Consider the following 19662-nt stretch of genomic DNA (forward strand, 5'->3'; position numbering starts at 1 on the left):
GGTAAGGTCTACGGCGCCTTGCGTGCGTACGTGATCAGCAGCACCAGATCGTCCGTGCCATCCTGGCGGATCGCATGGGTACTGCCGGGACGCGTCAGCATCGCATCGCCTGCGCGTACTTCCTGCGCTTTGCCATCCAGTTCGTAGATGCCTCGCCCGCTGAGCACGTAGTAGATCTCATCCTTGTGGTGCTGGTGCAGGCCGATGCCGGCGCCGTGGCGCAACACACGCTTGCGGAATTCGACGTCCAGCGCGGGCACATCCTTGAAGAACGGGTAGGCGGTACTGGTTCCCGCGCCGCCGTGCGGGCCAGGCTGGTCGATGGCGATATCGCGTTCGTGCACCACGAGTGACGGGCGGAGCTGCGCCTTGCGGTCCGCCAGCGCGGTTGCAGGTGCTCCGCAATCGGTATCGCGCTTCACGTGCACCCCGAGCGACGGGTCGATCTGCTTCCAGCCCGCGACGACCAGGCACGCGGCCATCACGGCACCGCGTTGCTGGAAATGGGTGTCGTCCTGCTGGTCCTGTGCCGGGACGTGCATGAAGTACGCCTTGCTTGCGTCGTCGCCGGCCGCGCGCAGCCAGTCCATGCTCAGGGCGGTCAGGTCGATCAGGCCCACCTGTTCGCGCTGGGCAAGGTCGCGCACCGCCTGCGCGTACACGCCATGGGTGTCGAGCAACTGACCACGGTCGAACTTGCGGCGTGCCACCGGCGTCACCAGGATCGGCGTCGCGCCCTTGTCGCGGGCCAGCGCGACGTAGCGCATCAGCCATTCGGGAAACGCGCGCTGCGGCTCGTTGTAGCGGGTGGGGTCCTCGATCTTTTCGTCGTTGTGGCCGAACTGGATCAGCAGCACGTCGCTGCGGCGCATCTCCTTCGCCATGCCATCGAACCAGCCCTCGGCGACGAAGCTGCGCGAGCTTCTCCCGCTCTGTGCGTGGTTGCGGACCACGTAGGCCTTGTCGTCGAGGAAGCCCTGCAGCTGTTGGCCCCAGCCCTCACGCGGCGCACGCTCCGGACCGTACTGGCTGGCGGTGGAATCGCCGGCGATGAAGACCTGTCGTGGCGGGGTGGTCTGCGCGAGGGCGGGCAGGGCGACGAGCAGGAGCAGCGAAGCGAGCGGACGGATCATGGCGACACCGTGTGGGCGAGTAGAAACGACACGGGCCGCGTCCGAGAAGAGCGCGGCCCGTGTTGCTGAAGCAGGAAGCGGAAGCTCAGCGTGCCAGCCAGCCGCCGTCGACCGGAATGACCGCACCGTTGACGTAGTCGGACGCGCGCGAGGACAGGAACACGGCGGTACCGCCCAGATCCGACGGTTCACCCCAGCGAGCGGCCGGGATGCGGTCCAGGATCGCCTTGTTGCGGTCTTCGTCCGCGCGCAGCTGCGCGGTGTTGTCGGTGGCCATGTAGCCAGGCGCGATGGCGTTGATGTTCACGCCCTTGGCGCCCCACTCGTTGGCGAGCAGGCGGGTGATGCCGGCGATGCCCGACTTGCTGGCGGTGTACGACGGCACGCGGATGCCGCCCTGGAACGACAGCATCGACGCGATGTTGATGATCTTGCCGCGCCCCTGCGCGATGAAATGACGACCTGCCGCCTGCGACATGAAGAACGCGGACTTGATGTTGACGTTCATCACGTCGTCCCAGTCCTTCTCGCTGAAGTCGACCGCGTCCGCGCGGCGGATCAGCCCGGCGTTGTTGACCAGGATGTCCAGACCGCCAAGGCCATCCACGGTTTCCTTCACCAGGCGTTCGACCGGATCGATGCTGATGAGGTTCGCTTCGAGATTGAGGAAGCGGCGGCCGAGCGCACGCACCTTCTCACCGGTGTCGGCGGCTTCGACAATGCCGGCGGCGGCGATGTCGGCACCGGCTTCAGCCAGTGCCAGTGCGATGCCCTGGCCCAGGCCGGTGTTGGCGCCGGTCACCAGCGCGACCTTGCCTTCGAGACTGAACGGATTGCTTGCCATCGTGGATTCCCTCGGATGTTGGGTGGCGCCGCGGTTACTTGAGCTGGCAGATGTCCAGCACGTGCATGTCGGTGTAGTCCAGGTTCTCGCCGCCCATCGCCCAGATGAAGGCGTAGTTGCTGGTGCCCGAACCCATGTGGATCGACCACGGCGGCGACACCACGGCCTCGTCGTTCTGCACGACGATGTGGCGCTGCGCTTCCGGTTCGCCCATGAAGTGGTAGACGCGGTCGTTCTCGGCCAGGTCGAAGTAGAAATAGACCTCGCTGCGGCGGTCGTGCAGGTGCGGCGGCATGGTGTTCCACACGCTGCCGGTCTTCAGCACGGTCAGGCCGAGCAGCAGCTGCGAGGACTGGCAGGTCGCCGGCACGATGAACTGGTAGATCGTGCGCTCGTTGCTGGTTTCCAGCGCGCCGCGCTCCAGCGCCACCGCATCCTTGATCGACAGCTGCTTGGTCTCGAAGCGCGCATGCGCTGGCGTCGAGGTCAGGTAGAACTTGGCGGGATTGGCGGCATCGTCCGATTCGAACGCCACGTCGGCGCTGCCCATCGCCACGTACAGGCCATCCTTCGGACCCAGCGCATAGCTCGTGCCGTCGACGGTGACTTTGCCTGAGCCACCGCCCACGTTGATCACGCCCAGCTCGCGGCGCTCGAGGAACGGCTTGCCGGCAGCGGATGCGGGCTCGGTCTGGCGCGGCAGGTCGACCTTCTTGGACACCGGCGCGGCGCCACCGATCACGAAGCGCTCGTTGTGCGAGTAGTTCAGCTGCACGGTGTCGTCGGCGAACAGGTTGCCGATCAGGTAACGGTCGCGCAGTTGGTCGTTGCTGGCGCCGTCCATCATGTCCGGATGGGTGGCGTGATAGGTCTTGCAGAACATGGGCGGAGCTCCGTCGGATGCAGGACGCCGTTCGAGCAGGGCGTCGGGGAAGGCGTGGGAAAGATTCTACGGTCTTTGGTAACCGGTGTCATTTTGCGTTGCGGCACCGGCGCGGCCGTGGGCGTGCCGGGCGCGGACTTACTCGGGGGGCTGGGAGGAGTCGCGGATGACCAGGTGCGGACGGATGCTGGCGGCGGCCAGCATCGGCGTGCCTTCCGGCTGGATCAGCATGGCGGCGGCGGTCCGGCCGGTATCGCGGGTATTGCGGCGAACCGAGGTCAGCGAAGGCCACAGCCGCGAGGCGAGCGGGCTGTCGTCGAAGCCGATCACCGACAGCTGGCGCGGGATGCTGATGCCCGCGCGCATGGCGACCTTGTAGACGCCGGCCGCCATCTCGTCGTTGCCGGTGAAAATGGCGGTGGGCCGGTTCTTCGACGACAGCAGTTTCTCGGCCGCGACCACACCGGACTCGAACGTGTAGCCGGCTTCGATGATGCGCGACTTCGGCAGTTCCAGACCCCGCTTGGCGAGGGCCTGCACGAAACCGTCGGTGCGCTCGATCGACGACCGGTACGCGGCCGGGCCGGTGATCAGCGCGATATCGGTGTGGCCCAGCGACAGCAGGTACTCGGCGGCTTCGGCGGCACCGTCGCGGTCGTGGGTGACCACCATGCGGGCGGGCTCGTCCATCGACACCGAGGCGATGCGCGTGTAGCGGCAACCGATCTCGGCCAGCATGTCGGCCAGCGCCTGGTCTTCCGAGGCACGCGGTACCAGCATCACGCCGTGCAGCTTCTGCTGCTGCACGAAGCGACGCACGCCGTCGATGTAGCCGGGGCTGCGGCTGTCGCAGGGATGCACGACCAGTTCGAACCCCGAATCACGCAGCGCGTCCAGCGCGCCGTACTGCATGTTCACGATGTACTGCGCGGTCGGGTTGTCGTAGACCATGCCGATCAGGAACGAGCGCCGGAATGCCAGCCCGCGCGCCATCGGGTCTGGCACGTAACCCACGTCCCGCATCAGCGTCTCGACCTTCTCGCGCGTGTCCTTACGGACCAGCGGCGAGTGGTTGATGATGCGCGAGACGGTCTTCTTGGAGACGCCGGACAGTCGCGCGATGTCGTTGATGGTCGCGGCCTTGCCGGCGGTGGGCAGGGTCGCGGGGATTTCGGGCTTCTTGCGCGCGGGCATGGGGCTGGGCGGGTCCGTTCGTCTGTCGGAAGGATTCTAGCGGCTGGGGGTGTCGTCGCGGGCGGTAGCCAGAATTACCTGCAGGCGCCTCATTTCCGCCATGACCGCAAGGAAAGCGTGGCCGGGCAGGGGCGAGAGTGCGTGCAGTCGGCGTCCAGGCTGATGGCGCTATCCCCGCAACGTCCGCGGCAGCCAGAGCGACAGCTCGGGGAAGAACGCCACGACCAGCAGTACCGCCAGGGCGGCCAGCCAGAACGGCCAGATCGTGCGCATGCTCTGCGCGACGGTGATCTTGCCGATCGAGGTGCCGATGAAGAGCACCGAACCCACCGGCGGTGTGACCAGGCCGATGCCGCCCGCCAGTACCATCACCAGGCCGAAGTGGATCGGGTCGATGCCGTAGGCTTTCACGACCGGCAGGAAGATCGGCGTGCAGATCAGGATCTTCGGCGCCAGGTCCATGAACATGCCCAGCACCAGCAGGATCACCACGATCATCAACAGCACGGTGCGCTGGCTGTCGGCGATCGACTGCAGGAAATCCACCGCGGCAGCGGGCACCTGCAGGTAAGCGAGCAGCCAGCCGAACACGGCGGCCGTGGCGATGACGAACAGGATCACGCCGGTCGTGCGTGCCGCATGCACCACGGCGCCCCGGAACTCGGCCCAGCGCAGCTGCCGGTAGAGCAGGGCGGTGACGAGCAAGGCGTACACCACCGCGATCGCCGCCGACTCCACCGCGGTGAAGATGCCGGCACGGATACCGACGAAGATCAGCGTCACGAGGCCGAGACCGGGCAGTGCGCCGATCAGGCGCATCATCACGGCACGCCAGCCCGGGAAGGGTTCCGTGCCGTAACCACGATGGCGTGCCACCACGTAACCGGTGATCATCATCGCCACGGTCATCAGCAGCGCTGGCACGATGCCGGCCGCGAACAGGTCGGTGATTGATATGCCGCCACCCGCTGCCGCGGAAAACAGGATCAGGTTGTGCGATGGCGGCACCAGCAGCGCCACCAGCGCGGCGGTCATGCACACGTTCACCGCATAGTCCACGTCATAGCCGCGCTTGACCATCTGCGGGATCATCGTGCCGCCGACCGCCGAGACGTCGGCCAGTGCGGAGCCGGACACGCCGCCGAAGAACAGCGACGACAGCACGCTGACCTGGCCCAGTCCGCCGCGCATGCGACCGACCAGCGACGACGCCAGCGCGATCAGCCGCTCGGAGATGCCACCCCGCAGCATCAGCTCGCCAGCGAAGATGAAAAGCGGGATCGCGATCAGCGACACCGAGCCCGAGCCCGCCGAGATCTGCTGGACCAGCACGATCGACGGCACATCGAGGTAGAGCAGCGTGGCCAGCGCGGCGACGGCGAGCGCGAACGCGACCGGTACGCCGAGCAGCAACAGCAGTACGAACGCACCCAACAGGATTGCGATGGCCACGGATCAGACTCCTTCTGCATGCGCAGGCGTCAACGCCTGCCACGTCTTGTTGAGCCCGAAGACGCAGATCAGCACGCCGCCGATCGAGAGGGGCAGATAGTTGATGCTCTGCGGCATCGAAGCGCCGGCGATCTTGATGTCCAGACCATCGAGCAGCAGGACGCCGCCCCAGCCGGCGATCATCGCGCCAACGGCGGCGATCAGCAGCGGACGTGCGATCGACAGCACGAAGCGTGCCGCCGCAGGAAGATTTTCGGCCAGCAGGTGGAAGCTGAAGTGCCGGTTGGTGTGTACGCCTGCCGCCGCACCCAGGCTCATGGCGGTGCTGAGCAGCAGCAGGGTCACCGGTTCGGTCCAGCTTGGCGAATCATTCAATACGTAGCGGGTGAACACTTGCCAGCCCTGCACGACGACCAGGCCGATCAAGGCGGTGGCGGCAACGCCGATGGCAATGTCGGCCAACCGGTCCAGTGCGCGCTGCACCGGGCCAAGGGGGGCGGAAGAGGCGGTCTCGGTCATCGGGCTGTTCTCGTCAGGCCAGGTCGCGGATGCGACGGTAGAGGGCTTCGATCTCGGGCTGGCGGTGATAGGCGTCCAGCAGCGGTTGCGCCGCTTTCCGGAACGCATCCATGTCGACCTCGTTGGTCCTGATGCCGTGCGCCAGCACCGCCTTGCGCGCCGTATCCTCGGATTCGTCCCACTTCGCGCGCATCACCGGCACCGATTCGCGCGCAAGCCTGGCCAGCAACTCGCGATCTTTCGGCACCAGCGACTCGAAGCTCGCGCGCGACATCACCAGTACGTCCGGCGCGTAGGAATGGCGCGTCTCGGACCAGTACTTCGCCGCTTCGAAATGGCGGCTGGAGTGGAAGCTGCGCATGTTGTTCTCGGCGCCATCGATCATGTGCGTCTCCATCGCAGAGAAGGTCTCGCCCAACGACATCGGCGTGGGGTTCGCGCCGAGCAGGCGAATCAACCGGATGAAGATGTCGGAGGCCGCCACCCGCATCTTCATGCCATGCAGGTCCGCAGGCGACGTGATCGGATGCTTGTTGTTGTAGAAGCAGCGGGCACCGGAGTCGTAGATCGCCAGGCCAACGAGGTCGCGCGCGCCGAAGCTGTCGAGGACCGCCTGGCCCACCTCGCCATCGATCACACGGCGGAGATGCGCCACGGAGTCGAATACGTAGGGCAGGCACAGCGCCTGTGTCAGCGGCAGCGCATTGTTGAGCGCGCCCGAGAAGACGCGGGTGATGTCGATGACACCGAAGCGCGCCATGTCGATGGCTTCCGATTCGCGGCCCAACTGGCCGGAGTGGTACTGGCGCAGCGTCAGGCGACCGCCGGTCTCCCGTGCCATCGCATCGCCGATCCAGCGCACGGCCTCGACCGTCGGGTAGTCCTTCACGTGGACATCGCTTGCGGTCAGCACGCGCCGGCCTTCGTTGGCGGAGACATGACGGCTGGCCAACGGCAGGGCCACGGCGGCACCGAGCCCGGTACCGAGGAAACGACGACGGTTCATCATGCGCGCCAATCCCCCTCGTCCTTCGGTGTCGCCGCGATGGCGAGGCATTCGATGCTGCCATGACCATCGAACTCGATGCGGGCCTGCTGGCCCGGCAGGATGTCGTGGATGCCGGTCGCGTTGCCGGTGGCGATCAGTTCGCCGGCCTTGAGTGGCCTGCCGCGCCGCGCCGAGCGCGCCAGCGCGAACGCGAACGCCGCGCGCAATCCGCCTGGCAGCGTGGTGGCGCCGCCCTGACCGACCTGCTGGCCATCGATCCAGGTCGAGCACGTCAGCGAATCATCGCTGCGTTCGGTCCAATCCGGGATCTCCGCGCCCATCACGAGCCCATTGTTGTTGCCGAAGTCCGACACGACGACGCGCGGACCGAGCTGGTTGATCGTGGCCAGCGGACTGCTGGCCACTTCCATACCGATGAACAGTGTCGACGGCACGGTGGCGGCTTCCTCCGGGGTCCAGTCGGTCTTGCCGGCGGGCGCATCCGCATCGAGGCGCAGCACGTACTCGGCTTCGACGGCGCCGAACCCGCCAGAAAATACCTCAAACCTGCTCTGACTACCGGTGGTCAACTGAAGCTGGCGTGCAAAGATCGGCCCGAGCAGGCGCTCGTCCCCCGACGCATCCCGGCGTTCGGGCGCGATGAAGCCGACCTTCCATCCGGCCACGCCGTCCGGCCACTGCGCGATCGCCAGGTCCTGCACGCGGTACGCGGTAACGAGGTCGTCCGGGATATCACCGGGAAATCCGGGCAAAGCCCGTCCCTGGCGGCGCGCACCGACAAAGGCGTCGGCGATGGCGGCCAGCGCAGGCGCGTCAGCGCGTGCGTCGGCGAGGGCATTCTGGTCGTTACTCAAGTGGGCTCTCCCCGCTGGGGTTTGCTGCACTGCCGAGTGACAGTGCAGGTTGATGGCCTGTATATGGTAAACCGGTGTCATTGACAATGTGCACTGCCGCAAAAACCCATCCCGATGCCACGATGCGTCGATCCACTCCTGGGAGGGAGCCAATGCTTCACATCCGTTTCCCCACGCGCGCCAGCGGATTGGCTTGCGGGCTGGCCGCCCTGTTCATCGGCTTCGCCGCGACCACCTCCACGGCCTTGGCTGCCGACACGCGTCCACTCGCCTTTCCGGGTGCGCAAGGCGCGGCAGCGCACACGCCCGGCGGGCGTGGCGGCAAGATCGTCCGTGTCACCAGCCTGGCGGCCGATGGCCCCGGCTCCTTCAAGGAGGCGGTCAGTGGCAAGGGTCCACGGACGGTGGTGTTCGAAGTCGGTGGCGTCATCGACCTGGGCATGAAGGAACTGCGGATCACCGAGCCGTTTCTGACCATCGCCGGCCAGACGGCACCGCATCCGGGCGTGACCATCATCAAGGGCGGCCTGACCATCGCCACGCATGATGTGGTGATCCGTCACCTTCGCATCCGGCCCGGCGACGGCGGCATGCCGAAGCGCTCCGGCGACATCGACGCCATCACGACCGTGCGCGGCGCGCATGACGTGATTGTCGACCACTGTTCGCTGACCTGGGCAACGGACGAGAACCTCAGCGCCTCCAGCACGCGTTTCCACGGCGAGAACGAAGCCGAATGGATGGCCAATGCCTCGCGCCGCATCACCTACAGCAACAACATCGTCAGCGAAGGACTGGCGCACGCCACCCATCCCAAGGGCGAACACTCCAAGGGCTCGCTGATCCACGATCACGTGAACGAGGTGCTGATCGTCGGCAATCTGTATGCGCACAACTACGAGCGCAGCCCTCTCTTCAAGGGCGGCGCGCGCGGCCAGGTGATCAACAACCTGATCTACAACCCCGGCCAGCGGGCGATCCACTACAACCTGATCGCGGAAGAGTGGCAGGGTCACCCGTATTCAAAGGGCGACATGGTGGTGCGCGGCAATGTCATGCGCGCAGGCAAGTCGACGGAGCCGCTGGCGTTCCTGATGATCGGCGGTTCCGGCGATCTGGACCTCTACGCGCAGGACAACCTGATCGTCGACCGCACGGGCCATACGAGCATCCAGGAGATGGGGAGCTACACCACGGCGCCGGTGAAGCTCAATCGCGTCAAGGCGGCACCAGCGCTGCCCTTCGGCGTAACGCTGCTGCCGTCCGGAAAGGTGCAGGACGCGGTCATCGAGACCGTGGGTGCCACGCCCTGGAACCGCGATCTGATCGATCGTCGCATCGTGGCCGACGTCATCGAAGGACGTGGCGAGATCATCGACAGCCAGGAGCAGGTCGGCGGCTATCCGCAATACAAGGAGAGCCGCAAGCCGTTCGTCGAGAGCGAATGGCATCTCGATGTGATGGAACCGGTTGCCGGTTATACGCGCGGCGAGCCGTTGCGCTGAGTCGTACCGGCACCGGCTTCCTCTGGCGGATCCGGTGCCGACACTGAGCCGGCCTTGAGGATCGCGCGGCGGAACGCCCGCCGCATTCGCACGATGGTCGCGATCCTTCCCAGCAGGCAGGCGGACGCACTTGTGGTTGCCGAGTGCGTCATGACGAAAGATCACGCATCCGGTCGGATCCGAGACGCGGGTCGAGGCATGGCGCCTGACCGGCAGGTGCGATCCTCGCGCGGGCCCGCTCGTGCGACGGTCCCCTCGAAGGATGTCGCGGCCGACACGTGCTGCCAACCGTGAGCCCTGTCCGGCGACGTCGGTGACACGCTGGAAGACGAGCCGCCTGGCCTGAGTTGCAGGGAATACGGCGGATCGCGGCAGAGGCGCTTCATGAGCATCTGCCGCCATCGCAGGCAGGATCAGGCGCTTGCGGCGCGTGTCATGCCAACGTCTTCCCGTTTGCGATGCCGGCGGACGCCGCGGCACGCAGTGCCGCAACGGACACGATGCGCTGGCGGTATGGACATCGGGGGTCCCGCGCACGAGCCGGCGACCCTTCGATGAAAGAAAACCCGGCCAGTTCCCTGGCCGGGTTTTGCGGGTGACACGCATGGTAATGAGCGCGTGCTGCGACTTGCTTCAGAACTTGTAGCGCAGACCCAGCAGATACTGGCGTCCGGTTTTGCTGTACTCGAGGGGCAGCTGTAGGGCGGGATTGGACACCCAGGACTCCTGCGCCTCGTTGGTCAGGTTGCTGCCTTCCAGGCTGACCTCCAGATTGCCGTTGATCTTGTAGCGGATCGACGCATCGAGGACGGTGGTTCCGCTCTGTCTGTGCACGCCACCGGCATCGCTGTTGAAGCCCACTTCCGTGCCGGGCACCTGGATCAGGTAGGCGGAGCGGTTGGTCGCCGACACACGACCCGACAGGCGCTTGCCTTCGTAGTACAGCGACGCGTTCCAGCCCGTCTTGGAAGTGCCGGTCAGCTGGTCCTTCTGTGCCAGCGCACCCGACGACAGCATGTACTGCATCTCCGAATCGACGTAGGTGTAGTTCAGCTGCGTGCCGAAGTCCCTCAGGATGCCCGGCAGGAAGGTGAACGGCTGGGTGTAGTTCAGCTCGATGCCGCGCAGGCTGCCGCCGGGGGTGTTGATCGGCACAGTGAAGACGAAGTCGTCCGTGGGCAGCGCCGTGGTGCCGGCCAGCAGGCTGTTGGGCAGGCCGCTGGTGTTGTACGGGCGTGTCTCGCGCGTGTTCTGGATGAAGCTGCCGATGTCCTTGTAGAACAACACGGCACCCAGCATCGCGCCTTCGTTGAAATACCACTCGAAGCCGAGGTCGTAGGTCTTGGCGCGCTGCGGATTCAGCACCGGATTGCCGGCAGAGACGGTCCTCGCGGAACCGCTGACGCTGACGGTCACGCCAGGGGTCAGGTTGCCAAGCGGCGGGCGCGCCATGACTTTCGCGGCGCCGAAGCGGATCAGGAAGTCAGGCGTGATTTCGGCGACCAGGTTCAACGAGGGCAAGGTGTCGCTGTACTCGCGATTGGCCGTGATCACCGTGGGTGTGCCGTTGATCGTGCCGACGCCGGTGGAACTCTGGCTGGTCCGCACATAGCGCACGCCGAAATTGCCGGAGAACGGCACCGGACCGAGATCCGTGCTGAACTCGCCCATCAGGTAGGCACCCCGGTCCTTTTCGCCGACGCGCTGGTCGCTGGGGGTGTAGTTGAGCATCGTGAACGTGCCGCTGTCGCTGAAGATGTCGTACATGTTGGCGACGGCGTCGAAATCCGGCACCACCCAGGTACCGGGCGCGCCGCTGATGCCGCTGAGCCGCGCCTGGATGATCTGGTTGCCCGGCAGGGGCACGGGCGTGGCGGAAGTGCCGCCGGTGGTGTTGGTCGGCACGACGGTCTCGGTCGCGCCACGGCGACGCTCCCTGGATACGAAGCCGAAGTTCTTGGCCTGGACGCCGCCCTTCAGGGTGAACGTCGGCGACATGATCCAGGCGAAGTCCAACTGACCGGTGTTGTAGTCGTTGGTGACGTAGTTCTCGCGAAGCCGGATGACCGACAGGTTCCAGCCCGCGGGATCGGTGGGATTGATGCCGTAGTTGAAAACGGGCAGGTTCGGGTTGCCGCGGAAGTCGTAGCTGTAGCCGTTCACGCCATAGCGATCCATCATCACCGTCGCCTGGATCGGATTGCTGTGCTCCGACTTCGAGGTTCCGACCTTGCCGGTGACGCGGAAGCTGTCGCTGAAGCGATGTTCGCCGTCCAGACTGACCTGCTTGAACGTCGTCTGCCATTCGTCATGGCGGTTCTCGGCGCGCAGGCCGACGTTGTTCATCACCGCATAGACCAAGGCCCCGTTTTCGACCACGCCGTCCATCACCCGGATGTCGTTCTTCTTGCCGGTGCCACTCGACTTGCTCAGGCTGTTGGCTTCGATATAGCGCTCATCGCGGACCGCATCGATCTTCGAATACAGCGCGTCCAGGCTGAACGTGGTGTCGGGCGAAGGCTTGAACTGCAGCGCCGCCGTCACGCCCAGGCGCTTCTGGTCATGTTCCATCAACGTGTAGCGCGGGAACCGCGGTGAATAGACGTTGGCCGCCAGCGCCGGGGTGAAGGGCGATGCCGCATTGAAGCCGCCGTTGGTGGTGCCGCCAGCCCAGCGCACGGTGCCCGAGCCTTCCTCCACGGTGTTGCGCTCCGAGTAGGCGACCGACAGCAGCGCACCGAACCGTCCGTCCGCCCAGCTGTTCGAGATCAGGCCGGCGAAGCGCGGACTGGTGGTCTTGGAGGCATCGTTGAAGCTGCCCTGCAGGTTGCCGGTCGCGGTGAAGCCGTCGAAATCGAGCGGACGCGCGGTACGCAGGTCGACGGTGGCGCCCAGCGAGCCTTCCTCGACATCCGCCGAGGCGGTCTTGCGCGCGATGAGCTGCGAGAACAGGTCGGAGGCGAACACATTGAAGTCGAAGCTGCGGCTGCGGTTGGCGCCGCCCTGGCCATCGCTGCTGCCGACGGAGCTCATCGCCTCGAGCCCGTTCAGTCGTACGCGCGTGAACTGCGGGCCCAGGCCGCGGACGGTGATGTTGCGGCCTTCGCCGGCATCGCGTGTGATCACCACGCCGGGAATGCGCTGCAATGATTCGGCCAGGTTGAGGTCCGGGAACTTGCCGATGTCCTGCGCAACGATGGCATCGACAATGCCTTTCTCACCGCGCTTGATGTCCAGCGCCTTCTCGAGGCTGGCGCGGTAACCCGTCACGCTGATCGTATCGAGCGTGGTGTCTACCGGCTCTGTGGCGGCCTGCGCAGGCGTGGCTTCCGCCTCCTGGGCATGTGCGGCCGCAGTGACCTGCAGCGCCAGCGCGATCGAAACCGCAAGCAAGGTAACCGGTGTCTTCCGGTTCTGGTGACTAACTGGCATGTTCTCCCCTCCTCAAGGGACCATGGCCGCGTACCGCGACTGTTTTAGTGGCAAAAACCGCTGCTTATTCCCTTCTGAACCCATCCAGGCGGTAAAATGACACCGCTGGTCAAAAACAACGCTAACAGAGTGTGCGCTGCAACAACAACTGCCGTCCCGGCACGCTTTTCCTTGTCCCGTGGACAAGTCGGGAGGGACACGCGAGGCTGTTGCGCCACCATCACGGGAGGAGTCGGGTCATGGGCAAGATCGTCTGTTTTGGCGAACTGCTGTTGCGATTGGGGGCGCCGGGTCGTCAGGTGTTGCTGCAATCGCCAGTACTGGACGTGCATATCGGTGGTGCAGAAGCGAACGTCGCCGTTTCGCTGGCGCGCTTCGGGCACACGGCGCACATGGTGGGGTTGGTCGCCGACAACGCGCTAGGGGAGGCCGCGCTGGGTGAACTGCGCCGGCATCGCGTCAACACCGATGGCGTGCGGCAGGCGGCGGGACGCATGGGCCTGTACTTCCTGACGCAGGGCGCCATCCAGCGACCGAGTGAAGTGCTCTACGACCGAGCGGACTCGGCGTTCGCGCGCGCCGGTGGCGGCACGCACGAGTGGCGCACGCTGTTGGCGGGCGCGGACTGGCTGCATGTGTCGGGCGTGACGCCCGCGTTGGGCCAGGACGCGGCGGATGGCGTCCTTACGGCCGTCAAAGCGGCGCGCGCAGCAGGGGTGAAGGTGTCCTTCGACGGCAACTTCCGTCCCAAGCTATGGGAAGCGTGGGGTGGCGACGCACCCTCCATCCTGCACGGCCTGATGTCGGAAGCCGACATCCTGTTCGCCAGCCATCGCGACCTGCAGGTGGTGTTGGGCCTGGAGTTCCCGCAGGCGACACCGCAGGAGCGATTCGCTGCCGGCGCGGCAGCCGCATTCACGGCCTTCCCGCATCTGCAGCAGATGGCGGCGACGGTGCGCGTGCAGCGCAGCGTCGATCATCACGCGTTGTCGGGCATCACCGCACTGCGCGACAGCTCACTGCACACCACGCCTGCGTACGAGATCTCGTCGATCGTCGACCGCATCGGCACCGGTGACGCGTTCGCGGCAGGCGTATTGCATGGCGGGCTCGTGGGGATGACACACGCGGAGGCGCTGCACTTCGGCGTTGCCGCCGCTTGCCTGAAGCATTCGCTGCCGGGTGACTTCAATCTGGTGGCCGCGACGGATGTCCACGCGTTCCTCGGTGAGGACAGCCTCGACGTGAAGCGCTGACGCGCGCTTTACGCCGAATTTACGCCGCCACGCGCACTGCGCATGGCGGCTTTACGCGGGCCAGGACCAGACTTTCGCGGTCGGCGGAACGTCTTCCGCCTGGATCGCCTTCATGTCCTTCTCCCGTTCTTCTTCGCGCAGGCCGTCGCCTGCGCTTGTCGTGTCTTCCCTCGCCACCGGCCTGCTGCTGGCCGCGGCGTCCACCGCGCAGGCCGCCAGTTTCAGCGGTTCCGGCGCGCTCACCACCGACTACGTCTGGCGCGGCGTCACGCAGACGCAGGGCGACCCTGCGGTGCAGGCGGGCTTCAAGGCCAGCGCCGACAACGGCGTGTATGGCGCCGTGTGGGGATCGAACGTCGAGTTCGCGCCCGAGACGAAAGCCAGCAGTGAACTCGACGTCACCGTCGGCTGGGCCGGCACCCTGTCCGACGACTGGGCGCTCGACGTCAACCTGACCCACTACCGCTATCCGTCCACCACCGTTGATCTCAACTGGACGGAGGCCATCGGCACGCTGACCTGGAAGCAGAACACTTGGGCCCAGCTCGGCTACTCCAATGGCGCGCTGGCGACCGGTGAAGCCGGCACCTACGCGCAACTCGGCACGAAGCTGCCGTTGAACGAACAGGTCCGCCTGGAAGCCGCCGCCGGCTACTACTGGCTGGACGACGCCTACGACGACAGCTACGCGCATGCGCAACTCGGCGCCGTGTGGGCGTTCAAGGCACCGTTCGAGTTGCGGGTGACCGCGCACGCGACGGACCGCAGCGCCAAAACACTGTTCCCCGGCCTGGCCGGTTCGCGTGTCGAAGCCGCGCTGCAGACATCGTTCTGAGGCCGCCATGCTCACGTCCTTCCTCTCCCTGTTGCTGGCGCTGGCGGGCGTGCTCGCTGGTGCCGGCGTCCTGTTCCTGCTGATCACGCGGCGCGTACGCATGCCGTCAGGTGACTCCCGATGATCGAATTCCTCATCCTTATCGCGCTGGTGCTGGCGCTGGGCTGGCCGCTGGGTCGCTACCTGGCCGCGGTGATGCGCGGCGCACCGATGCGCGGCGATGCCGTGTTCGGGCGCATCGAACGTCCGCTGTACCGGCTGTTCGGCGTCGATCCCGCGCAGGGCATGGGCTGGAAGACATATGCCACGACCTTCCTCGCCAGCAACCTTGTCGTCGGCGGGCTGGTGTGGGCCGTGTTCATGACGCAGGCCTGGCTGCCGCTCAATCCCAACGACGCGCCGAACATGCGCTGGGACCTGGCGCTGCACACCATGGTGTCCTTCCTCACCAACACCAACCAGCAGCACTACTCGGGCCAGGCGCAGCTGTCGCACCTGGCGCAGATGACCGGCATCGTCGGCCTGCAGGTGATCACGCCGATGATGGGCCTGGCGCTGGTCGTGGCCACGTTGCGTGGCTTCTTCGGTGGGCGCGGCGACCAGGCCACGACGCCCGCCACCGATGATGCCGATGTCGGCAACTACTGGGCCGACGTGCTGCGTCCCACCGTGCGCGTGATGCTGCCGCTGTGCCTGGCATGGTCGCTGCTGCTGACGTGGCAGGGCGTGCCCTCCACGCTGCAGGGCGGGCCGGTCGCCACGCCGGTCGACGCCTCGGCGGAGATGGCCGAACAGAAGATTCCCGTTGGTCCGGTCGCCGCGATGGTTGCGGCCAAGCAGCTCGGCAGCAACGGCGGCGGCTGGTACGGTCCCAACAGCGCGGTGCCGCTGGAGAACCCGACGCCGTTCGCCAACGTCCTGGAGACGCTGGCGATCCTGCTGATCCCGGTCGGCGTGGCCTTCATGGTGAGCGCGTTCACCGGGCGGAAGAAGTTCACTGCGCTGGTGGTCGGCACGATGATGGCGATGTGGATGGCGACGTCGGCGCTGGCGATCTGGTTCGAAAGCCACGCCGCACCTGTGCAGGACATCGCAGTGATGGAAGGCAAGGAAGTGCGCATCGGCGCCGACGCCTCGGCGCTGTGGGCCGCCACCACCACCGCCGTCAACAACGGTTCGGTCAACGCGATGCTGGACTCCGCCGCGCCGCTCACCGGCCTGGTGGCGATGGGCAACATGCTGGTCAACGCGGTCTGGGGCGGCGTCGGTTGCGGCCTGCAGCAGTTCCTCGTCTACCTGCTGCTCAGCGTGTTCCTCGCCGGCCTGATGACCGGCCGCACGCCGGAGCTGTTCGGCCGCAAGATCGAAGCGCACGAGGTGAAGCTGCTCGCCGTGCTGGTGCTGCTGCAACCGCTGGCGCTGCTGGCGCTCACCGCCATCACGCTGGCCGTGCCGTCGATCACCGGCAACTCCAATCCGGGTTTCCACGGCATCAGCCAGGTGTTCTACGAGTACGCCTCGGCGTTCGCCAACAACGGCTCCGGCTTCGAAGGCCTGGGCGATGCGACCTACTGGTGGAACCTCAGCACCACGCTGATGCTGCTGCTCGGCCGCTATCCCGCCCTGATCATCCCGCTCGCCATCGCCGCGTCGCTGGCCCGCAAGCGCGTCGCGCCGGACGGCGTCGGCACGCTGCAGATCGAAACCCCCACCTTCGCACTGACGCTGATCGCCGTGGTCGTCATCCTGACCCTGCTGCAGTTCATGCCCGTGCTGGTGCTCGGCCCCGTCGCCGACCACCTCGCGCTGATCGCGTCCTGAGGACTGTCGCCATGACCGATTCCACGCTTGTTTCCCACCGCCGCCCGGCCGCGCTGCTCGACAGCGCCGGCTTCCGCGCCGCGGTGATCGCCTCCTTCACCAAGCTCGCCCCGCAGCACGCCTTCAGGAATCCGGTGATGGCCGTGGTCTGGCTGGGCACGCTGCTGACCGCCGGCCTGACGCTGGCCGGCACCACCACGCCCGGCCTTGGCTGGGCGGTGACCGCGCTGCTGTTCGTCACCGTGCTGTTCGCCAACTTCGCCGAAGCTGTCGCCGAAGCGCGCGGCCGTGGCCAGGCCGCCTCGCTGCGGCGTGCCCGCAAGGACCTGGTCGCGCGCCGCGTCGATATGCCGCTCGGTGGCACCGAGCGACGCATTCCTGCGGCCGACCTGAGGCCGGGCGACTACGTCATCGTCAGCGCGGGCGAACAGGTGCCCGCCGACGGCGAGATCGTCAAAGGCCTCGCGACGATCAACGAGTCCGCCGTCACCGGCGAATCGGCCCCGGTGCTGCGTGAGGCCGGTACCGACCGCAGCGGCGTGATCGGCGGCACCCAGGTGCTGTCGGACGAGATCGTGGTGAAGATCACCGCCGAACCCGGCCACAGCTTCCTCGACCGGATGATCGCGCTGGTCGAAGGCGCCAACCGGCAGAAGACGCCGAACGAGATCGCGCTCGGCCTGCTGTTGCTGACGATGACGCTGACCTTCCTCATCGTCGTCGTCTCGCTGCCCTTCATCGCCGGTTTCGTCGGCGCCAGGCTCGATCCGCTGCTGCTGATCGCGCTGCTGGTCTGCCTGATCCCCACCACCATCGGCGGCCTGCTGCCGGCCATCGGCATCGCCGGCATGAACCGCGCGCTGGCCGCCAACGTGCTGGCCAAGTCGGGCAAGGCGGTGGAAGTGGCCGGCGACGTCGACGTGCTGCTGCTCGACAAGACCGGCACCATCACCCATGGCGACCGCCAGGCCACGCTGTTCCATCCGCTGGCCGGCGTCGACCGCGAGCAGCTGCGCGATGCCGCCATGCTCGCCTCGCTCGCCGACCCCACCCCGGAAGGCAAGTCCATCGTGAAGCTGGCGCGCGAGCAGGGCGCCGTGCTGGTGGAACCGCAGCGCGCGACGTTCATCGCGTTCACCGCGCAGACGCGCATGTCCGGCGTTGACCTGCCCGACGACGGTCGTGGCAGTGCGCGCGGCATCCGCAAGGGCGCGGCCGACGCCATCGTGCAGCACGTCAAGACGTTGGGTGGCACCGCGCCGGCTGAACTCACCGCACGCGTCGAACAGGTCGCGCGCAACGGCGCCACCCCGCTGGTGGTCAGCGACGGCAGCCATGTGCTCGGCGTGGTGGAACTGTCCGACGTGGTCAAGCACGGCATCAAGGAGAAGTTCGCGCACATGCGGGCGATGGGCATCCGCACGGTGATGATCACCGGCGACAACCCGCTGACCGCCGCCGCCATCGCCGCCGAGGCCGGCGTCGACGACTACATCGCCGAAGCCCGGCCCGAGGACAAGCTGGCGCGCATCCGCCAGGAACAGGCCGGCGGCCGCCTCGTCGCCATGGTCGGCGACGGCACCAACGACGCGCCCGCGCTGGCGCAGGCCGACGTGGGCCTGGCGATGAATTCCGGCACGCAGGCAGCGAAGGAGGCCGGCAACATGGTCGACCTCGATTCCGATCCGGCCAAGCTGCTGGACGTGGTCGAGATCGGCAAGCAGCAGCTGATCACGCGCGGCGCACTGACCACGTTCTCGCTGGCCAACGACGTGTCGAAGTACTTCGCCATCCTGCCGGCGCTGTTCGCATCCGCCATCCCCTCGATGGCCGCGCTCAACGTGATGCAGCTGTCCAGCCCGACCAACGCGGTGATCGCGGCGCTGATCTTCAACGCCATCATCATCCCGCTGCTGATCCCGCTGGCGCTGCGCGGCGTGCGCTTCCGCCCGGCCGGCGCCACCGCGCTGCTGCGCCGGAACATGCTGGTCTACGGCGTCGGCGGCGTGCTGCTGCCGTTCGCCGCCATCAAGCTCATCGACCTGTTGCTGGCCGCCGTCACCGGCGCCTGAGGAGTTCCTATGAATGCTGTCTCTGCTTCCTCTCCGAACGTCTGGCGCGCGTCGCTGATGCTGGCCCTGGTCACGCTGCTCGGCTTCGGCCTGCTGTACTCGCTGGCCGCGACCGGCATCGGCGGCCTGCTGTTCCCCGCGCAGGCGACCGGCAGCCTGATCGAACGCGATGGCCGGGTCATCGGCTCGTCGCTGGTCGCGCAGCCGTTCGCTGACGACCGCTACGTGCAGCCGCGTCCGTCCGCCGCGGGCTACGACACGATGGCGCTGGCTGGCAGCAACCAGGCGCGCACCAATCCCGATCTGCGTGCCCGCATCGACGAAGCGCGCGCCGCGGTCGCCACGCGCGAAGGTGTCGCGCCGGCCGACGTGCCGAGCGACCTGGTCACCCAGTCCGGCGGCGGCATCGACCCGCATCTGTCGCCCGCGGCCGTGCGGATCCAGGTCGCCCGCATCGCCCGCGCACGTGGCGTCGATGCGGCGGTGATCGAACGCCTCGTCGCGGCGCATACGGAAGGCCGCCAGTTCGGCCTGTTCGGCGAACCGCGGGTCAACGTGCTGGAACTCAACCTTGCGCTGGATGCGTCCGGAAAATCCGAGTGAGGCGGCATGGGGCTGCAGGCGGAGCGATGCCTGGCGTTCTCTTCTCCCCCGCTTGCGGGGGAGAGGATGCCGAAGGCAGGTGATGGGGAGAACGGAGCTGGGGTCGCTTCCAGGCCTGGTGCTGCCGCCGCGTCTTGCCCCCTCACCCCAGCCCTCGCCCCCGCATGCGGGGGAGAGGGGGCGGAAGCGGGGCGACGCGTGGCTTTCTCTTCTCCCCCGTTTACGGGGGAGAGGATGCCGAAGGCAGGTG

At 66.9% G+C, this 19662-nt stretch carries 15 protein-coding genes; 6 read left to right on the forward strand and 9 right to left on the reverse strand.

Annotation, left to right across the window (positions count from 1 at the left end; genetic code table 11):
* Window positions 1-8: 8 nt before the first annotated feature.
* The 8 genes from AX730_RS17370 to AX730_RS17405 all read right to left on the reverse strand — a co-directional run bounded on the left by AX730_RS17370 (window position 9) and on the right by AX730_RS17405 (window position 7888).
* Window positions 9-1133: a GDSL-type esterase/lipase family protein gene (locus AX730_RS17370; protein WP_062358464.1), complete on the reverse strand. Its 1125-nt coding sequence runs from the start codon at window positions 1131-1133 to the stop codon at window positions 9-11.
* 85 nt (window positions 1134-1218) lie between these two features.
* On the reverse strand, window positions 1219-1977 hold the full coding sequence (gene kduD, locus AX730_RS17375) for a 2-dehydro-3-deoxy-D-gluconate 5-dehydrogenase KduD (protein WP_062358465.1): 759 nt from the start codon (window positions 1975-1977) through the stop codon (window positions 1219-1221).
* 34 nt (window positions 1978-2011) lie between these two features.
* On the reverse strand, window positions 2012-2860 hold the full coding sequence (kduI, locus tag AX730_RS17380) for a 5-dehydro-4-deoxy-D-glucuronate isomerase (RefSeq protein ID WP_062358466.1): 849 nt from the start codon (window positions 2858-2860) through the stop codon (window positions 2012-2014).
* A 138-nt stretch (window positions 2861-2998) separates the two neighbouring features.
* Window positions 2999-4054 (reverse strand): LacI family DNA-binding transcriptional regulator, encoded by a 1056-nt coding sequence (locus tag AX730_RS17385; protein ID WP_062358467.1) that lies wholly within the window; start codon window positions 4052-4054, stop codon window positions 2999-3001.
* A gap of 168 nt (window positions 4055-4222) precedes the next feature.
* Complete coding sequence (locus AX730_RS17390; protein WP_062358468.1) at window positions 4223-5506, reverse strand: TRAP transporter large permease; 1284 nt, start codon at window positions 5504-5506, stop codon at window positions 4223-4225.
* A gap of 3 nt (window positions 5507-5509) precedes the next feature.
* Window positions 5510-6025, reverse strand: a complete 516-nt coding sequence (locus tag AX730_RS17395; protein WP_062358469.1) for a TRAP transporter small permease — start codon at window positions 6023-6025, stop codon at window positions 5510-5512.
* Window positions 6026-6038: 13 nt separating this feature from the next.
* Window positions 6039-7034, reverse strand: a complete 996-nt coding sequence (locus AX730_RS17400; RefSeq protein WP_062358478.1) for a TRAP transporter substrate-binding protein — start codon at window positions 7032-7034, stop codon at window positions 6039-6041.
* On the reverse strand, window positions 7031-7888 hold the full coding sequence (locus tag AX730_RS17405; RefSeq protein WP_062358470.1) for a 2-keto-4-pentenoate hydratase: 858 nt from the start codon (window positions 7886-7888) through the stop codon (window positions 7031-7033). The genes AX730_RS17400 and AX730_RS17405 overlap by 4 nt, the downstream gene beginning before the upstream one ends.
* Before the next feature lie 152 nt (window positions 7889-8040).
* On the opposite strand from AX730_RS17405, the gene AX730_RS17410 reads away from it, so the two are divergent.
* Window positions 8041-9393, forward strand: a complete 1353-nt coding sequence (locus AX730_RS17410; RefSeq protein WP_062358471.1) for a pectate lyase family protein — start codon at window positions 8041-8043, stop codon at window positions 9391-9393.
* 633 nt (window positions 9394-10026) lie between these two features.
* Here AX730_RS17410 and AX730_RS17415 read toward each other — a convergent pair.
* Complete coding sequence (locus AX730_RS17415; RefSeq protein WP_062358472.1) at window positions 10027-12825, reverse strand: TonB-dependent receptor; 2799 nt, start codon at window positions 12823-12825, stop codon at window positions 10027-10029.
* 239 nt (window positions 12826-13064) lie between these two features.
* Between AX730_RS17415 and AX730_RS17420 the strand changes: the two genes are divergently transcribed.
* The 5 genes from AX730_RS17420 to kdpC all read left to right on the forward strand — a co-directional run bounded on the left by AX730_RS17420 (window position 13065) and on the right by kdpC (window position 19412).
* Entirely contained in the window at window positions 13065-14081 is a 1017-nt protein-coding gene (locus AX730_RS17420) for a sugar kinase (RefSeq protein ID WP_062358473.1), read from the forward strand.
* A gap of 112 nt (window positions 14082-14193) precedes the next feature.
* Window positions 14194-14916, forward strand: coding sequence for a TorF family putative porin (locus tag AX730_RS17425; protein ID WP_062358474.1), 723 nt, complete (start codon window positions 14194-14196; stop codon window positions 14914-14916).
* Between the two features lie 120 nt (window positions 14917-15036).
* Window positions 15037-16737, forward strand: a complete 1701-nt coding sequence (gene kdpA, locus AX730_RS17430) for a potassium-transporting ATPase subunit KdpA (protein WP_062358475.1) — start codon at window positions 15037-15039, stop codon at window positions 16735-16737.
* 11 nt (window positions 16738-16748) lie between these two features.
* The gene (gene kdpB, locus AX730_RS17435; RefSeq protein WP_062358476.1) at window positions 16749-18809 is read left to right on the forward strand and encodes a potassium-transporting ATPase subunit KdpB; all 2061 of its coding nucleotides are present in this window, start codon (window positions 16749-16751) and stop codon (window positions 18807-18809) included.
* 9 nt (window positions 18810-18818) lie between these two features.
* Window positions 18819-19412: a potassium-transporting ATPase subunit KdpC gene (gene kdpC / locus AX730_RS17440; protein WP_062358477.1), complete on the forward strand. Its 594-nt coding sequence runs from the start codon at window positions 18819-18821 to the stop codon at window positions 19410-19412.
* The last annotated feature ends 250 nt before the right edge of the window (window positions 19413-19662 follow it).

Origin of the sequence: Pseudoxanthomonas mexicana, from assembly GCF_001556105.1 — a bacterium.
GTDB lineage: Bacteria > Pseudomonadota > Gammaproteobacteria > Xanthomonadales > Xanthomonadaceae > Pseudoxanthomonas_A > Pseudoxanthomonas_A mexicana_A.